18 protein-coding genes and 1 tRNA gene are annotated in these 19,372 nt (G+C 68.5%); 8 read left to right on the top strand and 11 right to left on the bottom strand.

Annotated features, from left to right (window positions below; all coding sequences use genetic code 11):
• The 3 genes from rpoB to LT971_RS10395 are packed head-to-tail and all read right to left on the bottom strand — an operon-like array spanning nt 1 to nt 3,625.
• Complete coding sequence (gene rpoB / locus LT971_RS10405; RefSeq protein ID WP_237006859.1) at nt 1-1,827, bottom strand: DNA-directed RNA polymerase subunit B; 1,827 nt, start codon at nt 1,825-1,827, stop codon at nt 1-3.
• Nucleotide 1,828: 1 nt separating this feature from the next.
• Nucleotides 1,829-3,397 (bottom strand): DNA-directed RNA polymerase subunit B'', encoded by a 1,569-nt coding sequence (locus LT971_RS10400; protein ID WP_237006858.1) that lies wholly within the window; start codon nt 3,395-3,397, stop codon nt 1,829-1,831.
• Entirely contained in the window at nt 3,398-3,625 is a 228-nt protein-coding gene (locus tag LT971_RS10395; protein WP_237006857.1) for a DNA-directed RNA polymerase subunit H, read from the bottom strand.
• A gap of 181 nt (nt 3,626-3,806) precedes the next feature.
• On the opposite strand from LT971_RS10395, the gene LT971_RS10390 reads away from it, so the two are divergent.
• A tRNA-Asp gene (locus LT971_RS10390) sits at nt 3,807-3,879 on the top strand.
• Nucleotides 3,880-4,180: 301 nt separating this feature from the next.
• Here the strand turns inward: LT971_RS10390 and artA are convergent.
• Nucleotides 4,181-5,101 (bottom strand): archaeosortase A, encoded by a 921-nt coding sequence (gene artA, locus LT971_RS10385; protein WP_237006856.1) that lies wholly within the window; start codon nt 5,099-5,101, stop codon nt 4,181-4,183.
• A 38-nt stretch (nt 5,102-5,139) separates the two neighbouring features.
• On the opposite strand from artA, the gene LT971_RS16450 reads away from it, so the two are divergent.
• Nucleotides 5,140-5,268, top strand: a complete 129-nt coding sequence (locus tag LT971_RS16450) for a hypothetical protein (RefSeq protein WP_272904771.1) — start codon at nt 5,140-5,142, stop codon at nt 5,266-5,268.
• Nucleotides 5,269-5,290: 22 nt separating this feature from the next.
• On the opposite strand, the gene LT971_RS10380 is transcribed toward LT971_RS16450, so the two are convergent.
• Nucleotides 5,291-8,032 carry a beta strand repeat-containing protein gene (locus LT971_RS10380; protein ID WP_237006855.1) on the bottom strand — a complete coding sequence of 914 codons (2,742 nt, stop codon included), beginning with the start codon at nt 8,030-8,032 and terminating at the stop codon, nt 5,291-5,293.
• Between the two features lie 409 nt (nt 8,033-8,441).
• Between LT971_RS10380 and LT971_RS10375 the strand changes: the two genes are divergently transcribed.
• Nucleotides 8,442-9,305 (top strand): molybdopterin synthase, encoded by an 864-nt coding sequence (locus LT971_RS10375; RefSeq protein WP_237006854.1) that lies wholly within the window; start codon nt 8,442-8,444, stop codon nt 9,303-9,305.
• A gap of 5 nt (nt 9,306-9,310) precedes the next feature.
• Here the strand turns inward: LT971_RS10375 and ubaA are convergent, their stop codons facing one another.
• Nucleotides 9,311-10,210 carry an SAMP-activating enzyme E1 gene (gene ubaA, locus LT971_RS10370; RefSeq protein WP_237006853.1) on the bottom strand — a complete coding sequence of 300 codons (900 nt, stop codon included), beginning with the start codon at nt 10,208-10,210 and terminating at the stop codon, nt 9,311-9,313.
• 126 nt (nt 10,211-10,336) lie between these two features.
• On the opposite strand from ubaA, the gene LT971_RS10365 reads away from it, so the two are divergent.
• Nucleotides 10,337-10,615, top strand: coding sequence for a ubiquitin-like small modifier protein 1 (locus tag LT971_RS10365; protein WP_237006852.1), 279 nt, complete (start codon nt 10,337-10,339; stop codon nt 10,613-10,615).
• 18 nt (nt 10,616-10,633) lie between these two features.
• Here the strand turns inward: LT971_RS10365 and LT971_RS16540 are convergent, their stop codons facing one another.
• Nucleotides 10,634-10,942, bottom strand: coding sequence for a MoaD/ThiS family protein (locus LT971_RS16540; RefSeq protein WP_336885802.1), 309 nt, complete (start codon nt 10,940-10,942; stop codon nt 10,634-10,636).
• Between the two features lie 346 nt (nt 10,943-11,288).
• Here LT971_RS16540 and LT971_RS10355 point away from each other — a divergent pair, with 346 nt between their 5' ends.
• The 3 genes from LT971_RS10355 (at nt 11,289) to LT971_RS10345 (ending at nt 12,363) form a co-directional block, all read left to right on the top strand.
• Nucleotides 11,289-11,666: a DUF7971 family protein gene (locus LT971_RS10355; protein WP_237006850.1), complete on the top strand. Its 378-nt coding sequence runs from the start codon at nt 11,289-11,291 to the stop codon at nt 11,664-11,666.
• A 67-nt stretch (nt 11,667-11,733) separates the two neighbouring features.
• The gene (locus LT971_RS10350) at nt 11,734-11,994 is read left to right on the top strand and encodes a MoaD-like domain-containing protein (protein ID WP_237006849.1); all 261 of its coding nucleotides are present in this window, start codon (nt 11,734-11,736) and stop codon (nt 11,992-11,994) included.
• Between the two features lie 12 nt (nt 11,995-12,006).
• On the top strand, nt 12,007-12,363 hold the full coding sequence (locus tag LT971_RS10345; RefSeq protein WP_237006848.1) for a DUF8048 family protein: 357 nt from the start codon (nt 12,007-12,009) through the stop codon (nt 12,361-12,363).
• 84 nt (nt 12,364-12,447) lie between these two features.
• On the opposite strand, the gene LT971_RS10340 is transcribed toward LT971_RS10345, so the two are convergent.
• Together LT971_RS10340 and LT971_RS10335 are read right to left on the bottom strand one after the other, a co-directional pair.
• Entirely contained in the window at nt 12,448-12,846 is a 399-nt protein-coding gene (locus LT971_RS10340) for a DUF8159 domain-containing protein (RefSeq protein WP_237006847.1), read from the bottom strand.
• Nucleotides 12,847-12,895: 49 nt separating this feature from the next.
• Nucleotides 12,896-14,830, bottom strand: a complete 1,935-nt coding sequence (locus LT971_RS10335) for an aldehyde ferredoxin oxidoreductase family protein (protein ID WP_237006846.1) — start codon at nt 14,828-14,830, stop codon at nt 12,896-12,898.
• 178 nt (nt 14,831-15,008) lie between these two features.
• Between LT971_RS10335 and moaA the strand changes: the two genes are divergently transcribed.
• Nucleotides 15,009-16,166 (top strand): GTP 3',8-cyclase MoaA, encoded by a 1,158-nt coding sequence (gene moaA, locus LT971_RS10330; RefSeq protein ID WP_237006845.1) that lies wholly within the window; start codon nt 15,009-15,011, stop codon nt 16,164-16,166.
• A 10-nt stretch (nt 16,167-16,176) separates the two neighbouring features.
• Here moaA and LT971_RS10325 read toward each other — a convergent pair whose 3' ends face one another.
• Nucleotides 16,177-18,078 (bottom strand): molybdopterin biosynthesis protein, encoded by a 1,902-nt coding sequence (locus tag LT971_RS10325; RefSeq protein ID WP_425293273.1) that lies wholly within the window; start codon nt 18,076-18,078, stop codon nt 16,177-16,179.
• The gene (locus tag LT971_RS10320) at nt 18,075-19,343 is read right to left on the bottom strand and encodes a molybdopterin molybdotransferase MoeA (RefSeq protein ID WP_237006843.1); all 1,269 of its coding nucleotides are present in this window, start codon (nt 19,341-19,343) and stop codon (nt 18,075-18,077) included. The genes LT971_RS10325 and LT971_RS10320 overlap by 4 nt, the downstream gene beginning before the upstream one ends.
• Nucleotides 19,344-19,372 lie beyond the last annotated feature (29 nt).

The following is a 19,372-nucleotide window of genomic DNA, read 5'->3' as shown; positions in this document are numbered from 1 at the left end:
TCAGACTGCGTCCTCCAGTTCGAGGCGCGGCGCGATGCCCAGCGCCTTCATCTCGTCGAGCAGGAGCTTGAACGCGTAGCTCATCTCGATGTTGTGTACGTCTGTCTCCTCCTCGCAGTTCGGACAGTACACGCGCCGTTGCTCGTAGTTCTCCACGGCCGTCATGCCGCAGTTCCCACAGACGTGGACGTCCTCGCGGTCCGAGGAGTCCAGCAGGCGCTCTTTGAGCACCATCGCGGCGCCGTGTCCGATGACGGTGTCGCGCTCCATCTCGCCGACTCGCAGCCCACCCTCGCGGGCGCGGCCCTCGGTCGGCTGGCGCGTGAGCACCTGCACCGGCCCCTTCGAGCGGGCGTGGAGCTTGTTCGACACCATGTGGTAGAGCTTGTGGTAGAAGATGGTGCCGACGAAGATCTCGGCCTCGATCTTCTCCCCGGAGACGCCGGAGTACATGACCTCCTTCCCGGAGGATTTGAAGCCGCGGTCCTCCAGCGTGCCCCGGATCTCGTCCTCGTTCTCGCCGGTGAACGGCGTACCGTCGACGGACCGCCCGTCGAGGGAGCCCGCCTTCCCGCCGAGCATCTCCAGCACGTGACCGACCGTCATCCGGGACGGCAGCGCGTGCGGGTTCAGGACGAGGTCCGGCACCACGCCCTCCTGCGTGAACGGCATGTCCTCCTGGGGCGCGAGGTGGCCGACGACGCCCTTCTGGCCGTGCCGGCTCGCGAACTTGTCACCGAGCTCCGGGATGCGTTCGTCCCGGACGGAGACTTTCGCGAGCTTCGAGCCGTCCTCGCCCTCCATCAGCGTGACCGTGTCGACGATGCCGTCCTCGCCCGAGCGCATCGTCACCGAGGTCTCGCGGCGCTTCTGCGGGCTGAGGCCACCCATGTCCTCGGGCTCCTCGAGGAACCGCGGCGGGCTCGTCTTCCCCAGCAGGACGGTAGAGTCGTCGACTTTCGTCTCGGGGTTCACGAGACCGTCGTCGTCGAGGTGCGTGTAGGCGTCCTCGCCGCGAGCGCCCCGCACGTCGTCGCCCGGAATCTCGAAGCGGTCCTCCTGACCGCCGGGGTAGCGGCGCTCCTCGCCCTCGTACGTGCGGAAGAAGTGCGAGCGGGAGAGCGCGCGCTCCACGGAGCCCTTGTTCATGACGAGGGCGTCCTCGATGTTGAAGCCCTCGTAGGACATCACGGCGACGACGAAGTTCTGGCCGGCCGGCCGGTCGTCGTAGCCGATCTGTTTGGTCGTCTGGGTGTTCACCATCGCCTTCTGCGGGTAGTGCAGGAGGTGCTGGCGGGTGTCCGGCCGGATGCGGTAGTTCGCCGCCGGCAGGCCCAGACTCTGCTTCATCATCCCCGCCCCCATCGTAATGCGGGGGCTGGCGTTGTGCTCGGGGTACGGAATCATCCCGGCGCCGATGCCGAAGATGAGCTGCGGGTCGATCTCGAGGTGGGTGTGGTTCTCGGTGAGCTCCTCCTCGTCGACGCCGACGAGGATGTCTTCTTCCTCTTCGGCGTCGATGAACTCGACCTTCCCGGCCTCGACGAGGTCCTCGAAGTCGATGTCGCCGTTCTCCACGGCCTCGACCTCCTCCTGGGTGACGGCGGGCTCGCCGTTCTCCACGACGAGCAGCGGCCGGCGCGCCCGGCCCGCGTCCGCGTTCACGATGACCTCGCCCGTGCGGTCTTTCACGGAGACGTTCACCATCTCGGAGACCTCTCCGCGGCGACGCGCCTCCCGGATCTGTTCGGCGAGCTGTTCGGGATTCTCGTGGGTCCCCACGAGACTTCCGTTGACGTAGACTTTGGCTTCGCGTTCCGTGCTCATGTTAGTCGTCCGCGGACGTCTGTGTCGCTTCCGTGCTGATGCCCGGAATGCCCTCGACGCCCATCGAGGACAGCTCTCGTTTGAGTTCCCGCTCGTCGTCGACGTTCTGTGAGAGCTCCATCGCCTGCGCGAAGTTCTTCACCAGCCCACAGTTCGGGCCCTCCGGCGTCTCGGAGGGACAGATGCGGCCCCACTGGGTCGCGTGCAGGTCACGCGCCTCGAAGTGGGGCTGGCTGCGCGACAGCGGACTCCGCAGGCGACGCAGGTGACTGAGGACGCCCATGAAGTCGGTGCGGTCGACGAGCTGGCTCACGCCGGAGCGCCCGCCGACCCAGTTCCCGGTCGCGATCGGGTGTTCGAGCCGCTCGGTCAGCACGTCGGAGCGAACCACCGTGTTCACGGTGAGCTCGCGGTTCCGCATGTTCGCGCGCTCCAGCTGGTACTTCACGTCGCGCGCGAGCTTGTTCAGCGCCGTCCGGAACAGGTCCTTCATGAGGTCGCCGGACACCTTCAGGCGCTTGTTGGCGTAGTGGTCCTTGTCGTCGGCCTCGCGGCGGTCGAGTGCGAGCTCGAAGCACGCCTCGGCCATCCGGCAGAGGTAGTACGACTTGTTGATGCGGGTCTCCTCGTCCTCGACGCCGTCCTCGTGGAGGTGCGGCAGGAGGTAGCGGTCGATGACGTAGTTCGCGCGCTTCAGCTGGTAGTTCTTCCCCTGGCCGGAGGCGACGCGCTGCCCGAGCTCCTCGATGGCCTCCTCCTGGGTCTGGACGTCGGCCTCCTCCAGGTTCTCCAGCATGAACTTCACGATCTCCGGGTCCTCGCTGACCCGGTGGACGATCTCCTCGTCGGACTCGAGTCCGAGTGCGCGCACGAGCGTGACGAAGCTGATCGAGCCCGAGACCGAGGGGAACGACACCTCGAGCAGGCCCTCGCGGTTGCGTTCGACGAGCACCAGCGCGCGGTAGCCGCGGCGCTGACTGAACGTCTTCGCCACCTGGATCTCGTCGCCGTACTTCGAGTCGTACTCGGCGAGAATCTTGTTCGGCGCGAGGTCCTCGCTGGTCATCAGCACGCGCTCGCTGCCGTTGATGATGAAGTACCCCCCGGGGTCCGCTGGGTCCTCGCCGATCTCCACGAGCTCGTCGTCGCTGAAGCCCGCGATGTTGCACTTCTCGGAGCCCACCATGATGGGCATCCGGCCGACCTTCGTCTCGGTCGTGTCGAGGACGCGCTCCTCCTCCTCCTCGCCGCCCTTGACGATGCTCATCTCCATGAACACGGGCGCCGAGTACGTGATGTTCCGCAGCCGCGCCTCCTGGGGGTACAGCAGCTCCTCACTGCCGTCGGCCTCCCGGACGCGGGGCGTGACGGTGCGGACGTCGCCGAGTTCGACCCACACCGGCTCTTCGTCTTCCTTGTCGCCGATGTCCGTCTCGATCTTCTCCTTCTCGGTGACGACATCCTGCATGCCGCGCTCGAGGAAGGAGTTGTACGAGCGGAAGTGGTGTTCGGCGAGGCGTTCCTTCGAGAAGTACGATTCGGACAGTTCGCGTTTGTCTTCCTGTTGCATCTATTCGATCACCAGTCGGTACACGATGGCTTCGTCTGTAGTTCGCGAGTCCCGGACGATCTTCACGACGTCCCCGACCTCGGCGTCGTCGGGCAGCGCCGGGTCCTTGCGCTTGATCTTCGGGAGCTCCGTACGGTCGATTTCGTAGTCCTCGAGCACCTCTTCGAGGGTGTCCTCGTCGAGAACCGTGTGCTCGGGCACGAGTTCGTGTTGGCTTACGTCTACCATGGGTGCACCTGCATGGGGGGAGAACTGACTCTCACGAGATACTACAGGCCAGTTGACGCCCGCAGCGCTTAAGTCTTGCCAACTGTAACGGGTCTGGTCCGGTGCCACGGCACCGTGGCCCACACAACCCACCGATTGGAAAGCCTTAAGAATGCAAGCCGGTTACGAATGAGTGCAGCCAGCCCGGATGGTGTAGTGGCCCATCATACAACCCTGTCACGGTTGTGACGCGGGTTCAAATCCCGCTCCGGGCGCTTTCTCTTCGACGCCTCGTTCGAGTAGCTCTGTTGCTGTTCTCTGCGTTCGGTTCCACTCCCCGTAGCGACTGCTTCGAAAGCCCCCGTCCGCTCGCGCCGCCTGCCTCGCTGTGGTCCTCGCTCGCGGTGCTCGCTGCGGTCCTTACGTCGGCACGCGGCGCGACCGGCCGGCCCCTTTCGGATTCCCACCCTGTCGGGTGGCCGATAGCCGCTACTCTTCGGCTGGTCAGCACCGCTCGAGGACTGCCGCCGTTTCGGTGTCGAAACGACCGGGAGAACGAGTCTGCTGCGCGCCGCCTCAGCTCCGCTGCGCGAACCGCTCGGTGATGTCGTACTCGTTGCCGGTGGCGACGTACGCGACGTCCTCGATGACGCCGCCGAGCTCCGGGACGATGCGCAGCAACGCCAGCGTCAGCACCACCAGCACCACCACCGAGGCGGACTGCGCGAGCACGCGGTCCGCGAACAGGTACGACACCATGTTCGGGTTCTCGCTCGGGAACAGCGCGTACACGACGTCCTGTATCGTCGGATGCCGGAACCACTGTTCGCCGTGCGCGATCGCGATGAACACCACGCGCACGAGGTTCATCCCGTAGATGAGCGGGAGCGCGAGCCCGAGCGCCTGCATCCGGCGGCGCGTCGGCGCCTCGACGGCCAGCACCAGCCCGCCGACGATGCTCATGCTCCCGATGCCCGTGCACGCCAGCAGCACGGTCGTCGGGAACCCCCAGTCCTCGCCCGTGACGGCGTGCTGACCGGAGAAGACGAACTGCGCCTCGTACCCGTGGTACTCCGGCGCCGCCTCGATGGGCGGGTGGTAGCCGAACTGCCCCATCAGCCACGCCGCGTGGTCAGTCGTCGTCAGAATCGCCCACTGACGGAGCGCCTCGATGGTCTGGAACGGGATGTAGATGAGGCCCATGATGGCGACCGCGCGCGTCAGCGTCGCGAGCTCCTTCCGGCCGCTCCCGACGAGATAGCCCGTGTAGAGACACGCCGGCACCGCCGCCGCCGCCAGCACGCCCTCGATGGGCGACTGCTGGACGAACAGGAAGTGCTCGACGAGCAGCCCCCAGAACAGCGCGAACACCGCCCACGCAGCTGTCGCGGTGTACCGTCGCAGCGCCTCGCGGCCCCCGGTCGTGTCGAAGACGGCGCTCGTGCCGAACGCCGCTATCACGACCCACGCGAGCGCGTCAGTCACGGCTGTCGTCATCGTTACTGGTCGAAGCCAGGCGCGGCCCGAGTATATGCGTGTTGGTGTGGGTGCTCGCGGCCGGCAGCGACGTCGACGACGCCGCCGACGCTAGCGCTGTCGCTGTCGAGTTTGGCGCGCGAAAGAAAATCGGGAAGTCAGGGATTGCGGTTGTGGAATCGCTCTGAGAGCGAATCCGTCGGAGTCGCGTTACTCGCGCAGGGCGAGCAGCGCGGCGCCGAGGATCGCGACCAGCGCGATGCCGACACCGAAGCCGGGGATCGAGCCACCGGAGGAACCGTCGTCACCTTCCGTGGTGTCAGCGGCTTCCGTGGTGTCCGGAGCTTCGGTCGTCTGGGGAGCCTCGGTCGTGTCCGGGGCTTCCGTCGTGTCAGGAGCCTCGGTCGTGTCCGGGGCTTCCGTCGTGTCAGGAGCCTCGGTCGTGTCCGGGGCTTCCGTGGTCGTCTCGCCGTCGTCGGCGGACTCGACGACGTTACCCGTGGCGGAGTCGTCCTCTTCGAGACCCTCGAGGGTCACGGAGAACTCGTCGCCAACGGCTGCGTCAGTGAAGTCGACCTCGAAGGTCAGCTCGCCGTCCTCGACGGTGGCGAGATTCTCCGGCTCGATGAAGCCGTCGCCTTCGGTATCGGTCGACTCGACCAGCACGTTGTACTGAGTCCCATCAGCGGCGTTCGACTCGGCCGTGATGGTCTGGTTTTCGGCGTTGGTCACGTTGTAGACGTCCTGGGTGAGGCTTTCCTCGAGTTCGGCGGTCGAGTACTCGGCGGACACCGAGGAGTCGTCGTCAGCGAGGTCCGTCGTCGTCGCGTTCAGCGTGACAGACGCGTTGAAGGCGTCGTCACCGAAGCTGAGCGCGGGGTCGTCCTCGCCGGTGTTGACCTGGTCAAGCGCGGCAGCGACGTAGATGGTGCCGTTCTCTGCGTCAGCAACGACACCAGCGTTGCCGTTCTGGAGCGCTTCCGTGTAGTTCAGCGTCTTGGGGTCAGCGTTCGGGCCAACGGAGGCCTCGGTCTGCTCGACCGTGAGGCTGAGCTCCGAGTAGTTGGCCGCGTTCAGCAGCGCCTGCGTGTCGCTGACATCGCCATTGTTGCTAGCGTTCGCGAGAACGCCGAAGACACCGTCACCGCTGATCTCGTGGACCACCCAGTCGCCCTGGGTGATCGAGTCGTCCTGAGTCAGGGTGGCGTCGGTCGGGAAGTCACTGAGCGAGTCGCTGCGGGGTGCCGTCCAGATGTTCTGGCTAGTGAAGCCGTCCGTTTCGGTGATGCTGAGACGGCTGACGTCGTCAGCGTTCTCGGTACCGGACGCCTTCACGGACGTACGGTACGTACCGTCAGCGATCGGGCTCGAGAGCGAGGAACCGTCCGTGAGCTCGATGGAAGTCACGGAGTCGTCGGAGTCACCGGGGACGTAGAAGGCGCTCTGGACGTCCTCGGTCTGGTTACCCATCGTGTAGGTGTTGACGTTGAACTCCACGTAGCCGTCCCCGTTACCGTCTTCGACGGTGAGGTTGGCCTGGTAGTTGGAGCTCGAGTACTCGCCGATGGTGATGTTGGCCTCGGTGGTCTCCGTCAGGGAGACGTTGATCGAGGCGACGTCACCACGGGCGGCAGGCTCGATGTTGACGAACTCGGTGTTGGTATCGGCAGCCTCAACGGCCGAGAATACGTCGGTCTCGGCAGTAACACCGGAGTCAACGTCGGTGACCTGAGCGGTGTAGTTGCCAACGTCCTCGGCGACAACCGCACCGAAGTTGAGGGTCACGTCACCGTCAGAGCTAATCGTGCCCTCTGCGGTGTAGTCAGTGGCGTCACCGTTGGAGTCGAGCAGGACTGCTTCGACGTCACGGTTGATGTCGTCAGCGGTCGCAGTGACCGTAACGTCCGTGTTAGTGTCGAAGGAGTCTGCATCGGCACTAGCTTCCAGACCGAGGCTCTCCAGCGTCAGCGTGGAGATATCGCTCTGGGTGTTAGTGGTGATGTTGTAGTCGCCGGTCTCCAGGTCGTCCGTGTTGAAGACGTAGACCTGGCTACCCGTGCCGGCACCACGCGTGGTGCCGACATCGGGGCCCGAGATGTCGAAGCTGTCCGAGAGGTTGCCCTTGAGGGCGACGTTGGTGCCCGCGTAGGCCTCAACGTCTTCCGGGGCAGTCGTGTTGATCGTCTGCGGCGCGATTGTCACACCAACCGTGTCGTCGGAGATATCCTCACCGGCGAGGTTGGTGAAGTTGTTCACTTCAACCTCGGCGACATCGTTGTCGATGGAGGTGCCCGCGTCAATGGTGACTCGAGCGTCGCCATCATCGTCGTTGAGGTTGCCCTGAGTGACCGTGCTCCCGATGGTATCTCCGTCCGCGTCAAGGAGAGTGACCTCGGAGTTAGTCGTGGAGCTGACGTCCCCGTCGAATGCGATTTCGAGGATGGAGTCGTCAGTTCCATTCAGGTAGTGAGTCGCCTTCCGGATGCTCGGCGTGTCCGAGTCGATGGTCAGCGATTCGCTGTCATCGAAGCTGGAGTCACCGGCGTTCAGGGACTCGTTCTCGTAGGCGTAAACCGTGTAGTCGCCGTCCGAGAGGCCCGATGTATCGACCGTGTCGATGGCAAGATCAGTCGTTTGCGTTGTCTGATCGTAAGTCGAGGAGTTGGTTGCCATCGGTTCGCCGGAATCGTATTCACCGTCGTCGTCGGTGTCTACGAAGACGAACGTGCTGTTTCCAGCCAGAGCGTTACCATCCGTGTCGACCTGTACGTCAGTCAGATTGTCGCTGGGCGCAATCGCGACGGCATTGTCGTCACCGTCGCCAAGGTCCAGCGAGTTTGAACTCGCCGCCGCAGCGGCTCCACCTGTGAACGCGACGCCGGCAGCGAAGACGCTACCGATCATCAGCGCCGTCAGGAAGACCGCGCGGAGTTTGTCTGTTTTGCTTGTCATGTTTGGTTGAGTTTCGCGGTTTCGGCACCTGCATCGGTCTCGCCCACGGAGGGCGGTACTGGACGCTGGCACCAGTGGGTAGGGGTGTTCGAGTGGTGTACCGTCGGTGGTAAATACTTTGTGTTATTTTCACTTCTCCGGGTCACGAAAGCGTGGGACTGTCTCACACGCTCGTGGGGGCGACAGCGTCGCTACGACGGGAATCCGAACTGGCTGTGAAATGGTGCCACACCAAACGTTTAAGTAATGTTTCGGTGCCTCGGCGGGGATTCTGGACGCCGCGAGGGCCGCATCGAAGCGACGCGCCCGGGCGGGTCCAACGACGAACCGGACCCGCCGTCGAGCCGCCGGCCACACGCTCGGCGCCGACTGGGCGAACCTTAACACGCCCGCGGGCCAACGGACGCCCATGAAGGCACTCGCGGTCGTCGGCTCCGGGCGGGCAGCGCGCCAGTCGGCCGTCGCTGCCGTGGTCGGGGCGCTCGCCGAGCGCGGCAGCGTCGCGACGGTGCAGCGCAGCCAGCGCCCGGCCGACTACGACGGCAACGCCGACGACGACGACCACGCAGGCGCTCCCAGCGCGCCCACCGACCGGGCGCCGGACACCGAGGCCACGCGCTCCGTCACGCTCGCCGCGGACGGCTCGTGGTGGACTGCGAGCGGCGAGGACCGCACGCTCGACGAGGTGCTCGACGACCTCGCGCCCGAGTTCGACTACGTCGTCGCCGAGGGGTTCCCGGACGCCGACCTCCCGACCGTCGCAGTCGGCGACCACGCCGCCGCCGACCCCGACGTGACCGCGCCGGACGCCGACGCGCTGGACGTCGACGCCGTCGTCGACGCCGTCGAGGCCACCGACCCCCGCGAGACGCTGGACTCGCTGGTCGCGCGAGCGCTGACCCACGCCGACAGCGAGTTCGCCGGCGCCGTCGCGACGTTCACCGGGCGCGTCCGCCGCCGGGACGGCCCCGACGACACGCCGACCGAACACCTCGAGTTCGAGCGCTACGACGCCGTCGCCGAGCAGCGCCTGGCCACCATCCGCGAGGAGCTCTGCGCCCGCGACGGCGTCTTCGACGTCCGCATGCACCACCGCACGGGCGTCGTGCCCGCGGGCGCGGACGTCGTCTACGTGGTGGTGCTCGCCGGCCACCGCGAGGAGGCCTTCGACACCGTCTCCGACGGCATTGACCGCCTCAAGGACGAGGTCCCGCTGTTCAAGAAGGAGGTCACCGTCGACGAGGCGTTCTGGCGCCACGACCAGCCCCAGTAACCGGCTCAGTCCTGCGTGACTTCAGCGTCGTCGTCCCCGTCCCCAGTCCCGACAGCCCCTGCGTTCTCCCCGTCGTCGTCGCCGCCGCCGCCAATGGCACAGGAGTCGACGTACTCGACGTCGTGGACGGACTCGACGGCGGGGTCGTCGCCACACACCGGGCAGTCCGGCCGCTTCGCCACCTCGAAGGTGTCGAACTCCATGTTGGCGGCGTCGTAGAACAGCATCCGGCCGTCCAGCAGCTCGCCCTCGTCGAGCACCCACTTCACGGCCTCCGTCGCCTGAATCGACCCGACCGTCCCCGGCAGCACCCCGAGCACGCCGGCGGTCGAGCAGTCCGGCACCGTCCCCTCCGGCGGCGCTTCGGGGAACAGACACCGGTAGCAGGGCGCGTCCTCGCCGCCCGGGAACGTCGTCACCTGTCCCTCGAACCGGAAGATGGCGCCGTGGGAGAATGGGACGCCCGCGAGCGTGCACGCGTCGTTCACAAGAAACCGCGTCTGGAAGTTGTCCGAGGCGTCCACGACGAAGTCGTAGTCCGCGATGAGCGCCTCGACGTTCTCCGGCGACACCCGGAGGTCGTGGGTCCGGACGTCGACGTCCGGGTTCCGACTCTCGACGAACTCGGCCGCGCTCCGGGCTTTCTTCCGGCCGACGTCGTCGTTCCCGTGGATGGTCTGGCGCTGGAGGTTCGACAGCTCGACGACGTCGTCGTCGGCGACGCCGAGCGTCCCGACGCCCGCCGCCGCGAGGTACTGGAGGACGGGCGACCCGAGGCCGCCGGCGCCCACCACGAGTATCGACGCGTCCAGGAGGGCCTGCTGGCCCGCCGGACCCACGTCGTCCATGATGATGTGCCGGGAGTACCGGTCGAGCTGCGTGGGGTCGAGGTCCAGACCGCTCATGGCTCCCTGTTGGACGGAGCCCGGCAAAAGCCCACCGGGGCCGGCAGCCGCCGGCCGCCGCGTCCGACGGCTGGGGACCCCCGGCTGCCCTGTGCATTTTATGTCACCGAGCCCGTGGGTGCGGGCATGCAGGAGTTCACGATGCGCTTTTTCGCGAACTACCGGGACGCCGTCGGCCAGAAGACGGTCGTCCGGGAGTACGAGGGCGTCACCACCGTCGGCGACGTCCTCGACCGCCTCGACGACGAGTACGAGGACCTCGAGCTGTTCGACGAGGACGGGTCGCTGCGGGACTACGTCACCATCATGCGGGACGGCCGAGCCGTCACGCACGTCGACGGCCTGGAGACGACCCTCGAGGGCGGCGAGGTGCTCAGCGTCTTCCCGCCGGTCGCGGGCGGGTAGCCGGGAGCGCCGCCGGCCTCACAGGCAGAACATGAACGGGTAGATGAGCGCGACCCGGTCGCCGTCCGTCAGGGGCGTGTCGAGGCCCTCGAGGTGTTCGTTGAACTGGCCGTTGACCGTCACGCGGGCGAACGCCCGGGTCTGTTCGCCCTCGGGGTTCTTCGCCCAGTTCTCGCCGGGGAGGTCGACGTCGTCGGGCGCCCACCCCTTCGTCGTCGCTTCGGCCTCGGTCTCCGCGATGAGCATGTCCTCGACGTCGTGCTCGTCGAAGAACGCCTCGAGGAACGCCCGCAGCGTGTCGCCCTCGAAGGTGTACTCGAAGGACATCTCGCCGACCTCCTCCTGGACGTGGCCCGTGCACTTCACGTCGACCGTGGTCGTCGCGTCGGGGCCGGCCTCGGTCGCCGGCTCGGCGTCCGAACCGCCCGCTGGGGACCGGCCGGAGGCGAGCTCGCCGCCACCGCCGTCGCCCCTCGGCTCGCCGCCGTCTCCCCGCACGCTGCGGTTCCCTCCCTCGGGGCACTCTCCGCTGTTCATGCCCGGAACTAGGGGCTCGGCGGCGAAAGCCGTTCCTCGGAACATGTTCGGACCGTAACTGTCGGCCGTCCTCCCGCGTCGCCGGCCCGTCGACGGCCCACGCATCTTTAACACCGATGGCGCGCCGAACGTAGGTATGGACGAACTCGACCTGGCGATTCCGAAAGGCATCGTCGACTCCCTCCCCGAGGACAGCGACGAGACGAAGATGGACATGCAGAAGGCCGTCGAGGGCTGGGAGCGAGACCTCAACGCCGCGCTCGCCGCCGACGACGAGGACGACGCCATCGAGGGCGTCGTCGACGCCGTCGAGCACTTCGAGGACCGCTGGGAAGAGTACGACGACTACGTCGTCGAGCTCCGCGCGTGGGGCCAGTCCCCCATCTACGCGATGGCGTGGCGGGACCTCGTCGCCTCGGTCGTCCGCCAGATCTACGACCACGAGGACCTCGCCGACCGCATCAACCGAACCCGCCACGAGCGCATCTTCGACGACGGCATCCGACCCGGCTAGCCGGCGGTCCCGGCCGCGGCTACCGCCCCCGACAGCTTTAGCCCCCGTTCGCCCCTATCGGACAACGATGGTCGAACGCGTTCGGAGCTACCGGGGCATCTCCACCCGGGCGGCACTCGGGTACCTCGAGAGCGTCGGCGGCGAACAGACCGGCGAGGACACCGTCGCCGGCGACGGCTGGCGGGCCTCGGTCTCGGCGGAGAAAGTCTCCATCGGGCCCTCCATCCAGCTCACCGAGGTGACCGTGGCGTTCGAGGCCGACAGCGACGACGTCCTCGACCCAGTCGTGGAGGCGTTCTCCCAGAAGGCGATCCGCGCGGGGGGCTGACCCCGGGCGAGGATGTCCGACCAGTCCCACCCCATCGAGGGGCAGGTCGTCCTGCTCGCCGGCGCTCGCGCGAGCGTCCCGCTCCAGCGGCTGTCACCGCTGCTCGACCGCGTCCAGCGGCACCTCGCCGACCAGCAACGGGTCTACGAGCGCCAGTACGAGCGCGTGGACGCCGACGGCACCGTCTACTACCTCGCCGACAGCGACCACTGGCCGGCGGTCGGTGACGCGCTGGACCTCGCGGAGAACGAAGTGGATGCCGTCAGGCGCGCACACGAGAAGCAGTTCCTCCGGGACGGCCGTCGGCTCGACCGCGAGGCCGAGTTCGAGACCGCCCTCGACATCCGCCAGCCGGTCGTCCTCGCGTGACGACGCCTCGGCCAGCCGGCCGCCAGCCCGCCGTGCAGTCCGTACCCTCGTCTTGCGTCTCGCCGCCCGGCCGCCGACTCGGTCCTACGTCTCGTCGCTGTCGCCGCCGTCGTGTTCGATGGTGTCGACGACCCGCCGCGAGAACTCCACCTCCGTCAGGTCGCCGTTGTGTAGCTCGTCCAGCCACGCCGCCTCGACGTGCCAGCGCCCCTGGTAGTTGCCGTCGAGGTCGAAGACGTCGGCTTCGATGGGGGCGCCCGCCCAGTCGTCGGCGTGGAGGTCCCGGAAGACGTTGATGACCCGGCCGACCTCCCGGTGGGGAATCGCGCCCTCCTTGCCGGTCGAGACCGACTCGTAGGACAGCTCGTAGCCGTCGTCGGTCTCTGTCACGTTCTCGACGTAGACGCCGTGGCTGGTCAGTCGCGCCTCTACCCGGAACTCGAAATCGTCGTCGTCGTCTGCTGCGTCGTGGTCGTCGTCCATTGAAGAATTGAGAAGTCGTGTGTCCGGCGGGCGGTCCTCGTCGTCGTCGTCAGTCGTCGGCGGGCGCGGCCGAGTCGCCGCTGGAGACGCCCGTGCCGGGGCCGACCTCGATGTCGAGTTCTTCGAGGCGGTCGTCCGGCACGACGCCGTCGACCCAGCCGCGGACCTCGTAGTACTCGTCTTTCATCTGGTCGAGCTCGGCGAGCTGCCCCTCGGAGCCGCCCTGCGCGGGCACGGCGTCCTCGTGGCCCTCGACGAACCGCCCGGGCAGGCTGTCGTCCTCGCCGTCGAACCCGGCGAGGTTGTTGTAGTACCGCTCCAGCGTGTAGATGCGCTGGCCGGCCTCGATGAGCTCGTCCTCGGTGACGTCGCGGCCGGTCATCCCGTTGTACTGGAGGACGTACTCCTCGATGCCCTCCGCGAACGCGTTGAACTTGCAGATGTCGAAGGAGTCGCTGATGGCGTGGAGGTCCTGGAAGGTCGCGCACAGCTCGCCTTTCCCCTCCGGCTCGTGGGGGTCGACCTCCTCCGGGATGCCCAGAATCTCCGCGGCGGGCGTGTACCCGCGGAGGTGGCAGGCCCCCCGGTTCGAGGTCGCGTACCCGATGGCCATCCCCTTCATGCAGCGCGGGTCGTAGGCCGCCATCGTCTGGCCCTTCACCGCGAGGGAGTTCTCCTCGCCGTCGAACTCGTCCTCGAGGTGGCTCGGGCCGCCCGCGAGGGCGTCGCCGAGGTCGTCCTCGCGGCGCGCGATGCGCGTCAGGAGGTCGATCATCTCCTCGGAGTCGCCCCACTCCAGGCCGTCGCCGAGCCCGTCGAACTTGCCCTCTTCGGTCATCTCCATCGCCATCGCCATCGTGTTGCCGGCGTCGATGGTGTCGATGCCGAGGTCGTTACACCGGTCGATCATCACGGTGACGTCCTCGAGGTTCGTGTGCGCGGAGTTCGGCCCGAGCGCCCACGCCGACTCGTACTCAAGGGACTCCATGCGGACGTTGAGGTCCTCGCCTTTGTGCATCGTCTGGACCTCGACCTCCTTCTTGCAGGCGACCGGGCAGGAGTGACACGTCGGCTCGTCGACGAGGATGTTCTCCCGGACGGTCTCGCCGGACACCTGCTCGGAGTCGATGTCGCTGTCCTCGGACTCGCGCATCGAGCGCGTCGACGAGTAGTGGCCGTTCTTCGTCGGGAGGCCGTCCATCTCCTCGGTGGGGTTCATCAGGACGTTCGTCCCGAACCGCGAGAGGCCGCCCTCGTTGGGCGCCGTCACGTCGGACTCCTGGATGAGCTGCATCGCCTGCTTGTGGCCCTCCCGGAACGTCTCCGGGTCCGCGGGCTTCTGCATCTCCGTCGTGGACTTGACGACGACCGCCTTGAGGTTCTTCGACCCCATGACGGCGCCCGTGCCGCCGCGGCCGGACGCGCGGTCGTCCTCGTTGATGATGCAGCCGTACCGGACCTCGTTCTCGCCGCCCGGCCCGATGGCCATCGTGGAGAGGTTCTTGCCGTACTCGCCGTCGACCTCGTCCTCGATGTCGCCCATCGTGTCGTGGACGCCCTGCCCCCAGAGGTGGCTGGCGTCACGCAGTTCCACCTCGCCGTCCTCGACGACGGCGTAGACGGGGTCGTCGGCCTGCCCCTCGAACAGGAGGCCGTCGAAGCCCGCCCACTTGAGGCGGGCGCCGCTCCAGCCGCCGTGGTGGGAGTCGGTCACCTGCCCCCGGATGGGGGACTTCGTGACGATGGCGATGCGGCCACTCATCGTCGTCTGCGTGCCCGTCAGCGGGCCGTTCATGAACGCCAGCAGGTTGTCCGGGCCGAGCGGGTCGACGTCGACGCCGTTGTCGAAGACGTACTTGACGCCGAGGCCCCGGGCGCCGATGTACTTCTTCGCGTCCTCGTCGGGGACGCTCTCGTAGTTCACCTGTCCGTCGCCGAGGTCGACTCGCGCGACGTGGTCGTGAAAGCCACCCAGATCAGTCATATCTTCTATGAACTTTCGGTGGAGTCTACTTAATCTTCAGGGTGGTTGCTGGCCGTTGCCGGCGCTGCCTCCGGCGGTCGACGGTGCTGCGTCTGGCCACCGCTGTGGCGTCCCGGGGTCCCGATGTCGCCGCGTGGCAACGCTTTAAATAGGTCGAGTGTGAAAGATTGGCACTAGGATGCTCGAGGACGACTTCGGACGGGACGTGTCCGGCGTCCGCGTCTCTCTCACAGACCGCTGTAACTTCGACTGCGTCTACTGCCACAACGAGGGCCTCGGGGACACCCGCGGCCCGATGGACCCCCGCGAGGACGAGCTCTCCACCGACCGCGTCGTCGCCTTCCTCGAGGTCGCACACGAGTTCGGCGTCGACGCCGTGAAGTTCACGGGCGGCGAGCCGATGCTGCGCTCGGACCTGGAGGAGATCGTGCGGCGCACCCCGGACGGCATGGAGGTCTCGATGACGACCAACGGCACCTTCCTCCCGGGGCGCGCAGAGGCCCTCGTCGACGCCGGCCTCGAACGCGTCAACATCTCCCAGGACGCGATGGACGAGGAGGCGTTCGCCGAGCTCACGCAGAGCGGCGCCTACGAGAAGGTCCTCGAGGGCGTGGAGGCAGCGCTCGACGCCGGGCTGGCGCCCGTGAAGCTGAACATGGTCGTCTTCGAGCCGACCGCCGGCTACGTCCCGGAGATGGTCGACCACGTCGCCGAGCGGGACGGCCTCCAGCTCCAGCTCATCGAGTACATGCCGGAGCTCGCCGGCCACCCCGAGTGGGCCATCGACATCGACCGCGTCCACGGCTGGCTGGAAGACCGGGCCGACCACGTCGAGACCCGAGAGATGCACGACCGGCGCCGGTACTGGGTGGAGAGCAGTGAGGCCGCCGACGGCGCCGAGGCGGCGGCCGCCGAAGGCGCCGCTGCCGCCGCCGACGGTGGCGCGAGTATCGCGGACGACGACGCCGCCGACGGCGCGATGGCCGGCCGGGGGATGGTCGAGATCGTCGACCCCGTCGAGAACCCCCAGTTCTGCGCGAACTGCCACCGCGTCCGGCTCACCCACGACGGCTACCTCAAGGGCTGTCTGAACCGCAACGACGACCTCCGGGGCATCGGCGAGACGAAGGAGTCGATGCGGGCGGCGTTCCGCGAGACCGTCGACAACAGAGTCCCGTACTACGGCGAGTACATGGTCAAAACCGACGACGGCGAGTGGGAGGTCAACGACGACTACCTCGACGTCGAGGGCGACCGCGACCCCTACGAGTACGCCGACGACGACGGCGACAGCGACAGCGGCGACGACGGGACCGCCGACGAACCCGCCGCGTAGCGCGCACTTCTCACTGCGGTTCGATACCGTCCAGCGACGCGGCCAGCCGGCCGCAGTCCGCGAGCGCGTCCGCGAGGTCCCGGACGCCGGGCTTCTCGGCTCGCTCGGGCGCCGCCACGACGTCCACCGGCTGTGTGCCGAGCGGGACGAACCCGAGCCCGAGGCTCGCCGCCGTCGCTCGCAGCCCGAGCCCGGCGTCCGCCTCGCCCGCCGCGACTTTGCGAGCCGGGCTCTCGTGGGCTTTCGTCGTCAGCCCGTAGCCGTCGATGGCGTCGGTGAGTTCCCGGCGACTCGTCGCGCGCTCGTCGGCCAGCGCCTCGACGGCGTCGTCGAAGCTCCGGCGGAGCCCCGAGCCCGCGTCCCGGTTCACCAGTCGGAGGTCGCGGTCCACGAGGTCGCCGAGGCCGTCGACGCCGTCCGGGTTCCCGTCGGGGACGACCAGCCCCCAGTCCCGGGTCCAGCCGCCGAGGTCGACGGTGTCGCCGTCGGGCGTCTCGGGGCCGGCGACGACGGCGACGTCCGGCACGCCCTCGCGGAGCCGCCGCAGCCCCTCGCGGGTGCCGACCGGGAGGAACCGCGGCCGGGCGACGTCGTCCAGCACCCGCGAGAACAGCGGGTCGTCCTCGCCGACGGCCAGCACCCGCGGCGGCCGGACGTCCGGCGAGAACAGCGTCACGTCCACGGACTCGCCCGCGGCGAGGTAGGCGGTGTCGGCGGGCACCGTGACGGTGCCGTCGGCGTCCACGAGACTCGTGGTCGCGCCGCTGCCCTTGTCGACGGGGTAGACGAGCAGGTCGCCGTCGCCGTCGGCGACGAGGCCGGCGGGCAGCAGGCGCTGGCGCCCCTCGCCGTAGCGTTCCTGGACGGCCATCTCGCCGCTCACGACGGCCGTCCGGGGTTCGTCCAGTCCGGCCGCCTCGCGGACGAGCGGCGCGACGAACGCCCGGAAGATGGTCAGCGCCGACACTGGGTAGCCCGGCAGGCCGACGTACGCCGCCCCGCCGATCTCGCCGACGAGCATCGGCTTCCCGGGCTTGACGGCGACGCCGTGCAACAGCAGGTCGCCGCGCTCCTCGACCACCCGGTAGATGACGTCGACGGCGCTCGCGGACGTCGACCCCGAGGACAGCACGAGGTCGCACTCCTCGGCGCCCTCGACGAGCAGTCGCTCCATCTCGTCGTAGTCGTCGCCGGCGTGCGGGTACAGCACCGGGTCGCCGCCGGCCTCCTCGACGGCCGCCGCGATGGCGTAGCTGTTCACGTCGTGAATCTGGCCGGCGGCGCTGTCGAGGGATTCACCCGGCCGCACGAGCTCGTCGCCGGTCGACACGATGCCGACCGTCGGCGTGCCGCGGACCGGCACCTCGTCGACGCCGAGCGCCGACAGCAACCCGATCTCCCGCGCGGTCAGCTCCGTCCCGGGGCCGAGCGCCCGCGACCCGGCGGCGATGTCGGCACCCGCCAGCATCACGGCGTCGCCGGGTGCGACGCTCGTCCGCACCTCGACCGCGTCGCCGCCGTCGGCCTCCGTCGTCTCCTCGACTTTCACGACCGCGTCGGCACCGGGCGGCACGACGGCGCCCGTCGACACCTCGACGGCGGACCCCGGTTCGACGGCGACACTGGGCTCCTCCCCGGCGTGGACCGCCCCGACGACGTCGAGCCTGACGGGGTCGACCTCGTCGGCGTCGAACGTGTCCTCGGCGACGACGGCGTACCCGTCCATGCTCGCGCGGTCGAACCCCGGCACGTCGAGCGCGGCGTCGACGCGCTCGGCCAGCACCCGCCCACGGGCGTCGGCCAGCGGGACGTTCTCCGGCTCCGGGTCGAGGTCAAGCGAGGCGAGCACCTCGCGGGCGCGCTCCGGCGACGCGAGGTCCCGGAACTCGCGGCGGTCGCCGTCCTCGCTCACGCCGACCACTCCCAGTTCTGGACTGCGACCGTCGTCCCCGCGTCGTACCCCTCGCGGCCCTCCGGCACGACCACCCAGCCGTCCGCCAGCGCGACGCTGGACAGCACTCCGGACCCGCTCGCGCGCGTCGGCGTCGCAGTCGGGCGGCCACCGTCGCCGTCGGCACCGTCCTCGCTGCCACTGTCGCCGCCCCCCTCGGTCTCGTCCAGCTCGACGCGGACGAACGACCGCGTTCCGGGCTCGCTGGCGATTTTCCGTGCGAGCTCGGCCTCGGTCGCCGGGTGGTCCTGGATGGGGAGGCGACCCACCGTCTTGAGCGCCGGGCGGAGGAACTGGACGGCGTTCACGATGGCGGCGACGGGGTACCCCGGAAGTGCAACCACGGGCGTGTCCTCGACGACGCCGAACGCGACCGGGTGGCCGGGCTTCAGTGCGACGCCGTGCACCAGTATCTCGCCCAGCTCCGAGAGCACCTCCGGCAGCAGGTCGCGCTCGCCCACGGAGGAGCCGCCCGTGGTCACCACGACGTCGTGGTCCGAGACGTCGCCGCGAACCGCCGCCCGGAGCGCGGCCTCGTCGTCGGTGACGACGTCCCGGTAGGTCGGGTCACCGCCCCACCGCGAGACGTACTGGGCGACGGTCTGGCCGTTCGTCTCGACGACCTCACCGGGGCCGGGGTCGGCCTGCACGAGTTCCTCGCCGGTCGGAATCACGCTCACGGACGGGCGCTCGTACACCTCGACGGCGTCCTCGCCGACCGACTTCAGGAGCCCGAGGTCCGACGGCCGTAGCCGGTGGCCGGCGTCGTAGAGGTGTTGGCCCTCCCCGACGTCCTCGCCGACCGGCGCGACGTTCTCGCCGCCCGCGGCCGCGTCGAACACCTCGATGCGGTCGCCGCGCCGCTCGACGTCCTCGATCATCACCACGGCATCCGCGCCCTCGGGCAGGTCGCTGCCAGTGTGCACGCGGACTGCCCGGTTCGGCCCGACCGCCTCGTCGTCGGCCACGTCGAGGACGGCCGGCGACCGGTCGCCGGCGCCGAACGTGTCCTCGGCCCTGACTGCGAAGCCGTCCATCGCCGCCCGCGCGTAGTGCGGGACGGGCCGCGGCGCCACCGCGTCCGCGGCGAGCACGCGCCCGTCGGCCTCCCCGAGGGACACCGTCTCGGTGCGCGAGAGCCCCTCGACGGCCGAGAGCAGCCGCTCGCGCGCCGCGTCGACCCGGGTTCGCTCCTTGAACCCGGCGGTCTTGCGGTCGTGTGTCATACCGGACCGGAGGGCTGCGACGGCCAAAA

It is taken from the genome of Halobacterium rubrum (genome assembly GCF_021729015.1).
Classification (GTDB): Archaea; Halobacteriota; Halobacteria; order Halobacteriales; family Halobacteriaceae; genus Halobacterium; species Halobacterium rubrum.
Note: the sequence above shows the minus strand (reverse complement) of the source record. Positions and strands in the feature narration are given on the sequence as shown.

Coding starts and splice junctions, on each gene's coding strand:
- rpoB (WP_237006859.1), bottom strand. CDS start 1,827: ATGAGCACGGAACGCGAAGCCAAAGTCTACGTCAACGGAAGTCTCGTG.
- LT971_RS10400 (WP_237006858.1), bottom strand. CDS start 3,397: ATGCAACAGGAAGACAAACGCGAACTGTCCGAATCGTACTTCTCGAAG.
- LT971_RS10395 (WP_237006857.1), bottom strand. CDS start 3,625: ATGGTAGACGTAAGCCAACACGAACTCGTGCCCGAGCACACGGTTCTC.
- artA (WP_237006856.1), bottom strand. CDS start 5,101: ATGACGACAGCCGTGACTGACGCGCTCGCGTGGGTCGTGATAGCGGCG.
- LT971_RS10380 (WP_237006855.1), bottom strand. CDS start 8,032: ATGACAAGCAAAACAGACAAACTCCGCGCGGTCTTCCTGACGGCGCTG.
- LT971_RS10375 (WP_237006854.1), top strand. CDS start 8,442: ATGAAGGCACTCGCGGTCGTCGGCTCCGGGCGGGCAGCGCGCCAGTCG.
- ubaA (WP_237006853.1), bottom strand. CDS start 10,210: ATGAGCGGTCTGGACCTCGACCCCACGCAGCTCGACCGGTACTCCCGG.
- LT971_RS10365 (WP_237006852.1), top strand. CDS start 10,337: ATGCAGGAGTTCACGATGCGCTTTTTCGCGAACTACCGGGACGCCGTC.
- LT971_RS16540 (WP_336885802.1), bottom strand. CDS start 10,942: ATGTCCTTCGAGTACACCTTCGAGGGCGACACGCTGCGGGCGTTCCTC.
- LT971_RS10355 (WP_237006850.1), top strand. CDS start 11,289: ATGGACGAACTCGACCTGGCGATTCCGAAAGGCATCGTCGACTCCCTC.
- LT971_RS10350 (WP_237006849.1), top strand. CDS start 11,734: ATGGTCGAACGCGTTCGGAGCTACCGGGGCATCTCCACCCGGGCGGCA.
- LT971_RS10345 (WP_237006848.1), top strand. CDS start 12,007: ATGTCCGACCAGTCCCACCCCATCGAGGGGCAGGTCGTCCTGCTCGCC.
- LT971_RS10340 (WP_237006847.1), bottom strand. CDS start 12,846: ATGGACGACGACCACGACGCAGCAGACGACGACGACGATTTCGAGTTC.
- LT971_RS10335 (WP_237006846.1), bottom strand. CDS start 14,830: ATGACTGATCTGGGTGGCTTTCACGACCACGTCGCGCGAGTCGACCTC.
- moaA (WP_237006845.1), top strand. CDS start 15,009: ATGCTCGAGGACGACTTCGGACGGGACGTGTCCGGCGTCCGCGTCTCT.
- LT971_RS10320 (WP_237006843.1), bottom strand. CDS start 19,343: ATGACACACGACCGCAAGACCGCCGGGTTCAAGGAGCGAACCCGGGTC.